The organism is Ornithinimicrobium sp. (assembly GCF_035267225.1).
Classification (GTDB): domain Bacteria; phylum Actinomycetota; class Actinomycetes; order Actinomycetales; family Dermatophilaceae; genus Ornithinicoccus.
Genome location: NZ_DATFMA010000085.1, coordinates 1 through 12237, shown reverse-complemented (window position 1 = coordinate 12237; position 12237 = coordinate 1). Strand labels below are relative to the sequence as shown.

The window sequence follows — 12237 nt, the reverse complement described above, 5'->3', positions numbered from 1 at the left end:
TGGCGGAACGCGGGGGTCGTGACTACCCCGACGGCACAGGCTCCGCCGAACCGCACATCACGTCGACCGGGTCCCACGTCGCCCCTGCCCTCAGCCACGAGAGGTGCCTCAATGTCGTTGTCAGATCCGAGTCAGCTGCGCACCGCCTTGAGCGGGGTCGACTACCCCGCGAGCAAAGAGGAGCTGGTCGACCAGGCCGAGCACAACGGCGCGCCCGACGAGGTCGTCGCAGCCCTGAGGGCCGTGCCTCCGGTCGACTACGCGAACCGTTCCGAGGTGTTGGCGTCGGTCGACATCCGCGACCCGGAAGCCGAGAGCTCCGACCACCCCATCGTGCGAGAGGTCGGCGAGAACCGCTACAGCTGAGGCGGTGCCGCGCACGACCTGACCACACCGAGAACCCGGAAGGGATCCACATGCACTTGCGTCCGCTACGACCCCTGTTCGAACGACAGGGGGATCTGCTCACGGTCTTCCTGGAGAGCAGACCGCCGTCGGAAGACGCGCCGGAGCAAGTACGCAAGCGTTGGAAGGCCCTGCGTGAACAAGCGGAGCAGGCCGGCGCCGAGGAGCCTGTGCTTGATGCGGCCGAAGCCACGCTTGTCGAGGCGAAGGCCGGAGAGCTGCAGGCGGACGGCCGCGTGATCGTCGCGGCTGCCGAGGAGGGCGAGTCCGGCGGAGCGAGCGTGTTGCTCGAGGAGCCCTGGGACTCCGCCACCGGTCCGGGCGACACGGTGCACTGGGGCGCCCTGCCGGAAGTGGGCGACCTCGTACGAGAGGAGCTCAGCTCCGTTCGGATTCTGCTCGCCGTTGCCGACCAGGAGGGTGCGCGCGTGCGCCACGAGGTCGTCACCCAGGAACGCGAAGCGCAGCAGCTCGAGGCGACCACGGTGGAGGGTGACAGCGTCGAGGGTGCGCACAAGCCTCGCGGAGGCGCCCTGGCGCACAACCGTATCCAGCGCCGGGCCGATGAAGCCGTCAAGCAGAACGCGCAAGTGCTCGCCGACCATCTCACCAGCGCCGCTCGCACATTCGCGCCGAGGGTCCTGGTGCTGGCCGGCGAGGTCCAGGGCCGGACTGCGATCCGCTCCGAGCTTTCCAGCAAGCTGGCCGACATCTGCGTCGAGACGGACGAAGGCGGCGTGCAGGACGATGGCGCCGAGCAGGCGTTGGCCGAGGAGCTTCGTCGGGTTGCCGGCGAGGAGACCATGCGGTCCCAAGCGGTATACACCGACCAGTTCCACGAGTCTGGAGCCCACGGGCTCGCCGTACAGGGCGCGTCGCCGGTGTCACACGCGGCCCAGATGGGCGCTGTGGCCACCCTTCTGCTGCAGCCCGGTCGGGCCGCTGCAGACGAGTCTTTGTTGCTGAAGGCCTGTGCCCTCACCGACGCCGAGGTGGCCTTCGTCGACGCCGCCACCCATCTCGAGGATGGTGTCGGCGCGCTGCTGCGGTTCCCGCCGGAGGGCTCCACCCCACCCCAGTAGCACCGCCGATCACACGGCACCATCGAGAAGAGCTGACCCACGACCCTTCACCGACCGCGACGACCTTCGCGTCGGCAAGGCGCTTCAGGGCGCAGACTTCCCGGCCGGCAAGGCGGATCTGCTCGACGACGCCCGCCCGCGGGGAGCCACCCTGAAGACAGTTCAGGCGATGGACAGCATTGCGGACCAGGAGTTCGGGAACAAGCAGGAAGTGATCGACGCCGTGGCGCAGGAGCCCGAGGGAAGGACGTTCCGGGCGGCACGGCCCGCTAGCCCTGCTCGAGCAGCTCCCGCATCTGCTCGATCTCCTGGGTCTGGTCCTCGACCATCCCCTCAGCGAGGTCCGTCATCGTCGGCGACTGGCCTCGACGAGCCGCACCCTCGGCCATGTCCACCCCGTGCTCATGATGAGCAATCATGTCGGCCAGGAACTGTTCCTGTGCCGCCTCAGCGCTCTGACCGGCGACGGCCTCCTCGTTTACCCGCACGGCCCCGTCGTCGACCTGCGGGTATCCACGCTCCGCGAGCCAGATGTTCATCTCCTCGTTCTCGCGCTGCTGCGACGTCACGATGTCCTCGGCGAGCCCCTGGACGCGAGGGTCCACACCCCGGACTCCCTGGAGGTAGTCCGCCATCGCGATGGCGTCCTCGTGGTGCGGCACCATCATCTGCGCGAACATGACGTCGACCCGGTTGTGGTTCTCGGGCCCCGAATCCGGCCGCCCCTCCGACTGCGTCTCGGCAGAGCACCCACTCGCCCACAGCACGGCAGCGACCGGGACGATGACGAGGAACCGAGGCCATCTCCGCCGGCCGCGCCGGTCAGCCCCCGGCGGAGAGGTCATGAGGCCGAGCGGCGCATCCGTTCGCATAGATTGAAAACTCCCCGGGTCTGGGCACGGCCCTCATTCTAGCGACGCGGAGCATCGATAGGATGAGAGCTCGGGCTCAACCTCGTGGCGACGGCCAGCGCGACCACAACGTGACGTTCGATCCCGACTGGGGGTATCTGACGGCGTTCTCACTGGCCAGGTGCCAACGCGAGAGCAGTGCCCCATCGCGCATCTTCGTCACCCTTGCAGGAGCATCCATGGCCCGTCGCCAACCGCCTACCGACCGAGCACGGCGCGCCGCCGAGATGCAGCGGCAGGCACGTCGCGCGGAGCGCCGCCGTTCCTTCCTCATCTGGGGCGGGATGTCGCTCGTCCTGCTGTTGATCGTGGGGGCAATAGGCTACGCAGTCCTCTCCCGGCCCGACCTGTCCGCCGTGAAGGAGTACGAGGACCTGGGCCGCGACCATGTCGAGGCGGCGGTGGAGTACCCACAGAGCCCCCCTGCTGGCGGTGACCACAACCAAGCGTGGTGGACCTGCGGGGTCTACGACGATCCCATCCCTGCGCACCACGCTGTGCACTCCCTGGAGCACGGTGCGGTCTGGCTGACCTACCGGCCCGACATCTCGGCCGAGGAGCGAGAGCAGCTCACCGAGCTCGCCGACCAGGACTTCATCCTCCTCTCGCCGTTGGAGGACCAGTCGAGCCCCGTGATCGCGACCGCCTGGGGCAAGCAGCTCAGCGTGGACAGCGCCGACGACGACCGTCTGCCGCTGTTCATCGACGAGTTCAAGCAGGGCCCGCAGACCCCTGAACCCGGCGCCGCGTGTGCCGGCGGCACGACCACCGACCTCGCTCAGTCGCCGTGACCACTGCGGCCGCGCGTCGCGGTCGGCCATCCCGCACCGCCGTGGCCGCCGTTGCGGCATGCGGGGCGGCTGTCCTCGCGCTGCTGGTCGGCTGGTGGGTCTTCACTCCCGATACCCCCGAGACCGACAGTGTCGAGGCGGGGTTCGCGCGGGACATGAGCGAGCACCACGCGCAGGCCGTGGAGATGTCGCTGACCGCCCTGCAGACCTCGGACGAGCGTGACATCGACCTGCTGGCCTACGACATCGCCACGACCCAGGCAACCCAGATCGGGATGATGCAAGGGTGGCTGGAGCAGTGGGACCTGCCGTCAGCACGCCCCGGGCCGAGGATGGCGTGGATGGGCGACGGCCCCATGGACAGCCCCTCCACGGACGAAGCAACACCGGGATCGGCTGACTACCGCCCCATGCCCGGCATGGCGACGCCCGCCGAGATGCAGCGGCTGGAGTCCGCCTCACCCGAGGAGGTTGCCGTCCCGTTCCTGCGGCTGATGATCACCCACCACGAGGCGGGGGTCGACATGGCCCGGGCTGCGGCGCAGACCGCTGACGCGCCCGAGGTCACCCGCTTGGCCGAGGCGATGGTGAACGGGCAACGCAGCGAGATCGAGCTCATGACAAGGCTGCTCGAGGAGCACGAGGCCGACATCTCACCTTGACCCGACGGGACTGGCAGGCGCCTGAGGACGGGCACAGAGCAGACCAGCGGACCGCTCGACCCGCTGGGACGTGGCCACGACAATGAGCGAAGGCATCCGGAGGCCGACCTCCGAGCAGGTGCGATGGTGCGGCAGAGGAGAACACGAGCGCGATGGCGGAGAAGCACAGTCGCACGCGGTTGGCGAACGAGTCGTGGGAGGCGCTGTACCGGGCGCAGGCGACCCTGAGCCGCGAGTTCGAGCACAGCCGCGACTATGGCGAGCTGTTACCGCAGGACTACGGAGTCCTCTACGCGCTGGCGAGCGCGGGGGCCGCTGGCCTGCGGATCACGGACCTCATGGACGACGCGCTGCTGAGCCAGCCAGGGCTGTCCCGGCTCGTGTCGCGCCTGGAGACTCGTGCGCTGGTGACGCGGCGCAGCGACCCATCGGACGCACGCGCGACCCGGGTCGTCTTGACCGGGGCGGGCCACGAAGCCCAGCGCCAGGCAGGGCGCCGGCACGCTCAACATGTGCGTGTCGCGATGACCCGGGCGCTCGACGAGGAGGAGATGCGGACCCTTCGCCGACTGAGCACGAAGCTCGTCGAAGCGGCGGGTGCGTGCCGGACGGACACCGACCCGCCCCCGCCCTAGACGGAATACATGCTCAGTCATGTTGTTCTCCTGGGTGACGCAGTAGCCACCGTGGCAACCACCACGTCAGGAAGGGCATCCACGCATGACCGGCACGACCACCGCCCGTGAGACAGACCGGCCGATCGAGTTCGGACTCGACACGTTCGGCGACCTCCCCGAGGACAGCCAGGGGAACCTGCTGTCGCACGCCGGCGCCATCCGGCATGTGGTCGAGGAGGCGGTGCTGGCCGACCGCCTCGGCGTCGACGTCATCGCGCTGGGCGAGCACCACCGACCCGAGTACTCCATCTCCACCCCCGAGACCGTGCTGGCCGGCATCGCCTCCCGCACCCACCGGATCAAGCTCGCCTCCGGGGTCACCGTGCTGTCCTCCGATGACCCGGTGCGCGTGTTCCAGCGGTTCGCGACCGTCGACGCCCTCTCCGGAGGCCGGGCCCAGGTCATCCTGGGCCGCGGGTCGTTCACCGAGTCTTTCCCGCTCTTCGGCTACGACCTGTCGGACTACGACCGGTTGTTCGAAGAGAAGATCGGCCTGTTCGCCGAGCTCCTCCAGGAGCGGCCGGTCACCTGGCAGGGCACCACCCGGGCGCCCTTGAACGACGCCGACGTGTACCCCAGGACCGAGTCCGGACGTCTCGACACCTGGGTCGGGGTCGGCGGCTCGCCGCAGTCGGTCATTCGAGCCGCCCGCTACGGGTTTCCCCTGATGCTGGCCATCATCGGCGGGCAGCCGGATCGCTTCGCGGCCTACGTCGATCTCTACCGGCGCGCGGCCGCCCAGTTCGGCACTGTCGCTCACCCGGTCGGGATGCACTCCCCCGGGCTCGTTGCGGACACCGACGCGGAGGCCGTGGAGACCGTATGGCCCCGCTACAAGGTCATGCACGACCGGATCGGCGCCCAGCGGGGGTGGCCGCCGATCACACGACAGGCCTACGAGTCGGAGGTCGCCCACGGCTCGCTGTACATCGGCTCGCCCGAGACCGTCGCCACCAAGATGGCGCGCGCCATCCGGGCGCTCGATGTCGGCCGGTTCGACCTGATCTACTCCACCGGGTCCATTCCGGCCGCTGCGCGACTGCGCTCGGTCGAGCTGTACGGGTCGGAGGTCATCCCCCGCGTGCGCGAGCTCCTGGCCACCGAGGCGCTCGAGCGCACCGGGGTGGCGTCGTGAGCCACCAGCCCTCACACGCCGCACGAGACGGCTCTCCGGCGGTGGGAACGCTCGGGATCCTCGGCGCCGGCAAGGTCGGCACCGTGCTCGCCCGGTTGGCGGTGAACGCGGGCTATCGCGTCCTCATCGCTGGCTCGGGTGAGCCCGACAAGATCGCGCTCACCGTCGAGGTCCTGGCCCCCGGGGCGGAGCCCACCACCGCCGTCGACGCTGCCCTCAAGGCCGACGCGGTCATCCTGGCATTGCCTCTGAGCAAGCACCGGGCGCTGCCCGCCGAGGCTTTGGCCGGCAAGCTCGTCCTGGACGCGATGAACTACTGGTGGGAGGTCGATGGCATCCGCGAGGACCTCAACCACCCACACACCTCGACCAGCGAGATCGTGCAGGACTTCCTTTCCGGCTCGCGTGTGGTCAAGGCGTTCAACCACATGGGCTATCACGACCTCGACGAAGGGGCGCGACCGTCTGGGTCGCCCGATCGCAAGGCCGTCGCCATCGCCGGAGACGACCCCGACGACCTCGCCACTGTGGCCGCCATCGTGGATGACCTCGGCTACGAGCCCGTCGCCATCGGGAACCTCGCCTCGGGCGTCAAGCTCGAGCCCGGCACCGCACCTTTCGGCGCCAACGTCGACGCACCGAGGCTGCGCGATCTGGTCGACAGTTTCTCCGACACCGAGCGCGGACGCCCCATGAGCGCTGCCCGTTGACGGGTTTCACCCCCGTGCGCTGATCGATGGGTCGGGTCACCGGGGGTAGCAGGGACAGGCTCCTGGGTGGCCGGTTCTCGACCGCTGCCGGTGCCCAGCCCGGACCCTCATCCCGATTGTCGCTCTCGGCGCCCATGTCGGGTCACGACGGGTGCCCGCTCGGCAGGTCTGAGCCGCCCGCGACGAACGGGTCGCTGTCTTCGAGGCGAACGGGCAGTCCATCGAGCGATCTCGGCACCGCCTGCGCTCTCATCCGCTCAGCGAAGAGGACCACACACGCCTCGCCTTGTTCGGTCTCCCCTAGGCCCACACCGTGCACCTCGTCGTGCTGAGCCATGAAGGCCTCGGCCTCGTGCAGAGATGGTCCAGCTGCCTCCTCTGGCTGCCGATCCGACCCGAGATTGAGTCCATCGATGTCCATCCACCGAAAGTAGCACCACCCTCTCGGCCTACCAGTGGGCCAAGTGCGACAGCTGGATGGAAGGACCCTCAGCGGTCCTGGAGGCGGTATCAAGGGCGCCACGCCCCGCTCTCGATCATCGTCAGACGTGGTGACGACGGGAAAGGCCCGGCGGTCCACGTCGTACGACTCACCGCCTAGAAAGGGCTGCTGCCACCATGGAAAACGAAGATCTCACCGCCGAAGAAGAAGCCGTACCGGCCGGTTTCGAGGAAGTCGCGCTGGCACGGGAGGCTGCGGAAGAACGGCTGCTGGGCACCGACAACGTGGTCGGTGTGGGGCTTGGCTACAAGATCAGCAACGGAGTGCAGAGCGACACCAAAAGCGTCATGGTCTTGGTGAGCGAGAAACTGCCCTCTCACATGCTCACCTCCAGCTCCTCGGTGCCCAAGACCGTGAGCAAGATGCCGACCGACGTGCTCGATGTCGGACACCCCTTCGCGGGTGGCCATACCACCGTCGACGGTGTCGATGCCCAGACTCTGGCGAAGCGGGTCCGCCCGGTGCGTCCCGGGTACAGCGTGGGCCATTTCAAGATCACGGCCGGCACCATCGGTGCCGGGTGCTACGACCTGTCACCCGTGCCCGGTAAGCCGCCGCGGTACTACATCCTCAGCAACAACCACGTCCTGGCCAACAGCAACCAGGCCAATATCGGTGACCCGATCTACCAGCCGGGACCCATCGATGGCGGCGGCCGCAGCGACGCCATCGGACGGCTCTCCCGGTTCGTGCCGATCAAGTTCGACGGCTCGTGCAACACCGTCGACGCTGCCGTGGCCGAGGTGCCCTTCGACAACCTGGACCGCGACATCTACTGGACGGGCTACCCCGCATCAGCGGTCAAGTCCGCCAAGGTCGGGCAGCTGCTGAAGAAGACGGGCCGCACGACCCACTTCACCACCGGGCGGGTCACCGCCATCAACGCGACGGTCAACGTGAACTACGGCGGCGGAAACGTCGCGAAGTTCTGCAACCAGATCGTCACCACCGACATGTCGGCTGGTGGCGACTCCGGGTCGTTGGTGCTCGACACCGACAACAACCCGGTGGGCCTGCTGTTCGCCGGCTCATCCACGGCGACCATCCTCAACCCCATCGCGCTGGTCCAGCTTGCGCTGAAGGTGCGGGTCTGGCCCTGAGCCACACCGCCGCAACCGTCGCCACCACAGGTCGGTGACACCAGCCAGTCGCCGCGAGGATCCCGAGGACCTCGCGGCGGTTGCTGTGTATCACGTCCGGCCCTGTGCGCTCCTCTCGGTGAATGCGCACAGTCGCGGCGCCGACAGAGCAGCAGTGTCGGCTCGGTCGCGTACCGGCCCAAGGAGGGTGCCATGAGCGGTCTGCTTGACATGACGAAGGTCCACCACGTCCCTCAAGAGGAGCTGCGCTTCGGGGTGATCCTCAACGGTGGCGTCTCGCTGGCGGTATGGATGGGAGGCGCCGTCCTGGAGCTCGACCGGCTCACCACCGTCCGGCGCGACCGCGTACAGCCCGACTCCGAGGCGGGCCACGAGCAGCCCGGCGAGCGCAGCCGTCGGGTGTACGACGCACTGTTGGCCTTGACAGGCAGCCAGGCGCGCGTCGACATCATCTCGGGCACGTCGGCGGGCGGCATCAACGGTGCGGCGCTGGCCCTGAGCCAGGTGAACCCACGCAACCGCCTCGGGCTTCTGCGCGACGTGTGGGTCGACCAGGGTCGCATCGAGTCCCTCATGCGACAGCCGTTCCGAGGCTCACCGACGTCCCTGTTGAAGGGCGACGAGTTCTTCCTCCCTCAGCTGAACACCACCCTCGGCCTGCTGGCCCAGCCGGGTGACCACTGGCGTGGATCCGCCGACGCCCCCCTCGATCTGTCGATCACCACCACGGTGCTGCACGGCAACCAGAAGGTCACGGTCGACTCCATGGGCCAACCCATGATGCAGTCGGTGCATGGCGCACGCTTCCACTGGACGCGGGAGAGCCACTCGGACGACCCCAGCACTGACCCGGTGCCGGCCACATCCGAACGTCACCACGGGCACCACAGAAGGTGTCGGGACCCGTTCTGTCGGACACAGATCCATCGCACAGCAGACCGTCTCGCGCTCGCGGCCCGCTGCACAGCGAGCTTCCCGGTGGCGTTCGAGCCGGCGTTCGTGCCCGTCGGCTCGCCCGCCCACCTGGAGCCTCCGTCGCCCAAGGGGCTGACCGAACAGCTGCGCCTGCGGCCCGACATGAGCCAGGTCGTCGCCGACTGGGGTGACTCGTGCACAGGTGACCGTTCTCGCTACGTCGTGGACGGCGGGCTGTTGGCGAACACGCCCACGCGTGCGGCCCTGGAGGCGGTCGAGCGAATGCCGGCCACGGCCTCTGTTCGCCGGGTCATGCTGCTCGTGTATCCCCATGCCGAGGCGCCCGGCCCCGACCCTGCCGACGACCCGGCGCACCCACCGACGGCGGCACAAGCAGTCGGCGGCATCGTGGGGGCTCTCACCGCCCAGGGCAGCCGTACTTTCGTCGACGAGCTGGAGAAGCACAACGCGGAGGCCGCGAGCCGGCGGGGCACCCGCAGCGACATCTTGGCATCACTCGTGGTGGAAGCCTCACCTGCCGAGAAACCCTCGAGCGCTCAGACCGGCGCCCGATCCGACGCCGCACAGACCCCAACGCCAGCGCAGAAGCTGGAGAAGCTCGCACGCGAGCTCTACCCGCATTACACCAGGCTTCGCAGATGGCGGACGGCGCGCGACTACTCCCGGTGGGCGGTCGAGCGACCCACCGTGAGCGACGACCGGGCGACGGCCCTTCCCCCCGGTTGGAACTACGAGCGCGTGCGCCGCGCTGCGGAGAAGGCACAGGCCGACTGGAACAGCAGTCCCTATCTGCCGGAGGCCGTCCCGACTCCCGGCGAGCGAGAGCCCCGGGGCTGGAGATGGGGGTTGCCCACTGCCCTCGGGGTCAACGAGGCCGTCACCGACCTGCTCAAGCAGCTCATCTGGGTGCTCCCCGACAGCCCAACCGTGTCGACACAGGGGGCCTGCACGGCGGACGAGCCGGAGAGCGACTACAGACGCGTCGAGCAGGCACGCCAACGCGTCTCGCAGCTCAACACCTTGCTGCGGGACGTCCGAACCCGGATCACTCGGAAGTGGCAGCAGGACCCGCTCCTGGTCTCACTGCAACCCGATACCGACTATTGGACCCTGAGGCTCGCGGCATTCGAGTGGCAGATGATCGGACCGACAGACGAGAAGGGCGACAAGTCGTCGACGAAGCTCCAGGGGGCCATCGAAAGGGTGGCGCAGCATGAGGCCCGAACTCGGACCGGCGTCGAGCACAGCAAGGACCCCGAGGCCCCGGCAGATCCCACCGTGACGGACGAAGCGGAGAGGCTCGCGCAACAGATCTCCGGCGCACTGACCACCGGCGGCGACGAATGGCAGTCAGCCGGAAAGACCGTGGCCCGTCTGGTGGGGGAGGTCATTCAGCAGCTCGGCACGGTCCTACCCGTCATGGAGCGCTACTGCCAGCACCACGGCGACCAGGAAGGGGTTCGCGACCACGTCGCGGAGCTGAACCTGTGGCTTCAGGTGCTCAGGCCCGACGGTGAGCCTTCCCACTCGGATGCGTTGCTGCGGCGGCTGCTGATGCTCGATATCGCCGCGACCACGCTCGGAGACGAGGTCACGACGGGAGCCACCCTGCCGGTGGAGGTCGTGCAGCTCAGCGCTCAGACCCGCAATGCCTTCGCGCGGTACACCAGGACCGGTGATGACAAGCTCGGCGGGATGTCCGTGGCCAGGTTCGGGGGCTTCCTGAAGCGCTCCTGGCGGGTCAACGACTGGACCTGGGGCCGCGTCGACGCGGCCAGCCACCTGTGCCGTGTCGTGCTGGACCCCAGCCGCGTGCGCCGCACTGCGGTGCTGACGGGCTACCTGTTCCAGGAGGGGAAACCTGGGTCGCGTGCCGAGGAGACCGTGACCGGGATCTTCGCCTCGCTCTTCGGCGACTTCGTCCCCCCCGATGTCGAGCAGATGCGGGCACAGGCGATCGAGGAGCTGACGCCGGTGCTCGACCCGACGGAGTCTGCCGAGGATCTCGGTGCCTCGCTGCCCGTCTTGGCCGACGTGTTCGCCTGGGCTCTTCATCTGGACATCGTGCCCAGCGAGCTGCCGGTGCTGGCCGGTGCCATCCGTGCCGACGCAGTCGACGGAGCCAATGCCCGGTCCCGCGGCGAGGGCTTCGTCAAGGAACACCAGGATCTGCTGGGTCGGCTGGACGACGAGCCGGCGAGGATCACCCCACGGGACCGCGTCGCGGCGCTCACGGCTTTCGACCGGGCCGGAGTGGGCCGCGAGCCCCTCGCGGAGGAGGGTCGTAGCGACCAGATGATCCGCACCGCCACCACGGCGGCCGCGGTGGCTGCCACGGTGGTGGACTCCGACCGCTCCGGCCTCGCAGCAGTCAAGCCGGTGACACGGGGTTTGCGCGGGGCTGCGTTGTTGCCCTACTGGGCGGTGACCGGGCTGAGCGGGAAGGGCGTGCTGGCTCGCAGCGCCACCCTGCTCGGCTTGTCCATCGGCGCGGTGCTGCTCGCACTGTCTCTGTTCGGTGCCCTGCCCAAGGGGCTGTCCGGTCCGGGCGCCGCCGTCGGCGCGGGAGCGCTGCTGTTCGCCTTCGCCATCGGCGCCCTACGCAGCGGCACCATGCTGCACGGGCTCGTGATGTTGACCCCGATCCTCCCGCTGCTGGCGTTCGCCCTGGAACGTGTGTGGGGTGCCGGCGACGCGGACGCGATCGAGGCGGCCCAACGAGGGGGGGCCACCGTCCTGGTCGTGCTGGCTCTCGCTACCGGCCTCATCATCCTGGGGACCCTTCCCTCATCCACCGGAAGCGTCTGGGCCACCATGGACCGGCTCGCCGATCGCCATGAGCTGAGGCCCGTCGACCCGGCCAAAGTCGGCCCCCGGCGTGCTGTCGCACAGGGCTGGCGGCGCACCCGGGCCGCAGGGCGCACCGGGTGCGGGCTGTTCGCGGGAGTGGCGGGCCTCGCGCTCGTGGGCGCCCCGGTGTGGTTCGTGGTCGCCGGCCCCTGGGAGGCTGCCGTCGACGAGGTCCGACGGTCAGCCGCGTGGTTGGTTCCCCTGGCGGTGCTCACGATCATCGTCGGCGGCTACGTGGCACACAGGTTCGGGTGGCACTTGCAGGTGTTGGAACAGCATCGCGTCCAGGACGCCGACGTGTGGGAGTACCAGTCGCGCAACCATCCGGCCGGAGCGGCAGCCGGGTGGGCTGTGCTCTACGGCGCCGGCTACCTCGTGCTCGCGGCCGTACTCCTCAGTCAGAGCCGGTGGCTCGACCTCGTCTCGGTGCGCTCCCTCCTGGCGGCGTCACTCGTCCTCGGTGTGCTGCTGCTGCT

Annotated in this window: 11 protein-coding genes and 1 pseudogene; 10 read left to right on the top strand and 2 right to left on the bottom strand. The window is 69.0% G+C overall.

Annotated elements, in window-relative coordinates; translation table 11 throughout:
* Positions 1–111 precede the first annotated feature (111 nt).
* From VJ976_RS08050 to VJ976_RS12675, 3 genes and pseudogenes are all read left to right on the top strand, one after another.
* The gene (locus tag VJ976_RS08050) at positions 112–366 is read left to right on the top strand and encodes a DUF2795 domain-containing protein (protein WP_324099603.1); all 255 of its coding nucleotides are present in this window, start codon (positions 112–114) and stop codon (positions 364–366) included.
* A gap of 50 nt (positions 367–416) precedes the next feature.
* Complete coding sequence (locus tag VJ976_RS08045) at positions 417–1487, top strand: hypothetical protein (protein WP_324099602.1); 1071 nt, start codon at positions 417–419, stop codon at positions 1485–1487.
* Positions 1432–1689, top strand: a pseudogene (locus VJ976_RS12675) (DUF2795 domain-containing protein); the annotation flags it as partial. The gene VJ976_RS08045 and the pseudogene VJ976_RS12675, both read left to right, overlap by 56 nt.
* 67 nt (positions 1690–1756) lie before the next feature.
* Here the strand turns inward: VJ976_RS12675 and VJ976_RS08040 are convergent.
* The gene (locus VJ976_RS08040; RefSeq protein WP_324099601.1) at positions 1757–2167 is read right to left on the bottom strand and encodes a DUF305 domain-containing protein; all 411 of its coding nucleotides are present in this window, start codon (positions 2165–2167) and stop codon (positions 1757–1759) included.
* A 410-nt stretch (positions 2168–2577) separates the two neighbouring features.
* Here VJ976_RS08040 and VJ976_RS08035 point away from each other — a divergent pair, with 410 nt between their 5' ends.
* The 5 genes from VJ976_RS08035 to VJ976_RS08015 all read left to right on the top strand — a co-directional run bounded on the left by VJ976_RS08035 (position 2578) and on the right by VJ976_RS08015 (position 6373).
* Complete coding sequence (locus VJ976_RS08035; RefSeq protein WP_324099600.1) at positions 2578–3189, top strand: DUF3105 domain-containing protein; 612 nt, start codon at positions 2578–2580, stop codon at positions 3187–3189.
* A complete protein-coding gene (locus tag VJ976_RS08030; RefSeq protein ID WP_324099599.1) occupies positions 3186–3851 on the top strand; it encodes a DUF305 domain-containing protein in 666 nt (221 codons plus the stop codon). The genes VJ976_RS08035 and VJ976_RS08030 overlap by 4 nt, the downstream gene beginning before the upstream one ends.
* Before the next feature lie 152 nt (positions 3852–4003).
* Entirely contained in the window at positions 4004–4486 is a 483-nt protein-coding gene (locus VJ976_RS08025) for a MarR family winged helix-turn-helix transcriptional regulator (RefSeq protein ID WP_324099598.1), read from the top strand.
* An 85-nt stretch (positions 4487–4571) separates the two neighbouring features.
* Positions 4572–5663 (top strand): LLM class flavin-dependent oxidoreductase, encoded by a 1092-nt coding sequence (locus VJ976_RS08020; RefSeq protein ID WP_324099597.1) that lies wholly within the window; start codon positions 4572–4574, stop codon positions 5661–5663.
* The gene (locus VJ976_RS08015; RefSeq protein WP_324099596.1) at positions 5660–6373 is read left to right on the top strand and encodes an NADPH-dependent F420 reductase; all 714 of its coding nucleotides are present in this window, start codon (positions 5660–5662) and stop codon (positions 6371–6373) included. Before VJ976_RS08020 ends, VJ976_RS08015 begins: the two co-directional genes overlap by 4 nt.
* A gap of 142 nt (positions 6374–6515) precedes the next feature.
* On the opposite strand, the gene VJ976_RS08010 is transcribed toward VJ976_RS08015, so the two are convergent.
* Positions 6516–6794: a hypothetical protein gene (locus VJ976_RS08010; protein WP_324099595.1), complete on the bottom strand. Its 279-nt coding sequence runs from the start codon at positions 6792–6794 to the stop codon at positions 6516–6518.
* Positions 6795–6991: 197 nt separating this feature from the next.
* On the opposite strand from VJ976_RS08010, the gene VJ976_RS08005 reads away from it, so the two are divergent.
* Entirely contained in the window at positions 6992–7975 is a 984-nt protein-coding gene (locus tag VJ976_RS08005) for a trypsin-like peptidase domain-containing protein (RefSeq protein ID WP_324099594.1), read from the top strand.
* A gap of 192 nt (positions 7976–8167) precedes the next feature.
* Positions 8168–12237, top strand: a 4070-nt coding sequence (locus VJ976_RS08000; protein ID WP_324099593.1) for a patatin-like protein, incomplete at its 3' end; no start/stop codon positions are given.

Coding starts and splice junctions, on each gene's coding strand:
- VJ976_RS08035 (WP_324099600.1), top strand. CDS start 2,578: ATGGCCCGTCGCCAACCGCCTACCGACCGAGCACGGCGCGCCGCCGAG.
- VJ976_RS08050 (WP_324099603.1), top strand. CDS start 112: ATGTCGTTGTCAGATCCGAGTCAGCTGCGCACCGCCTTGAGCGGGGTC.
- VJ976_RS08005 (WP_324099594.1), top strand. CDS start 6,992: ATGGAAAACGAAGATCTCACCGCCGAAGAAGAAGCCGTACCGGCCGGT.
- VJ976_RS08010 (WP_324099595.1), bottom strand. CDS start 6,794: ATGGACATCGATGGACTCAATCTCGGGTCGGATCGGCAGCCAGAGGAG.
- VJ976_RS08045 (WP_324099602.1), top strand. CDS start 417: ATGCACTTGCGTCCGCTACGACCCCTGTTCGAACGACAGGGGGATCTG.
- VJ976_RS08020 (WP_324099597.1), top strand. CDS start 4,572: ATGACCGGCACGACCACCGCCCGTGAGACAGACCGGCCGATCGAGTTC.
- VJ976_RS08040 (WP_324099601.1), bottom strand. CDS start 2,167: ATGTTCGCGCAGATGATGGTGCCGCACCACGAGGACGCCATCGCGATG.
- VJ976_RS08025 (WP_324099598.1), top strand. CDS start 4,004: ATGGCGGAGAAGCACAGTCGCACGCGGTTGGCGAACGAGTCGTGGGAG.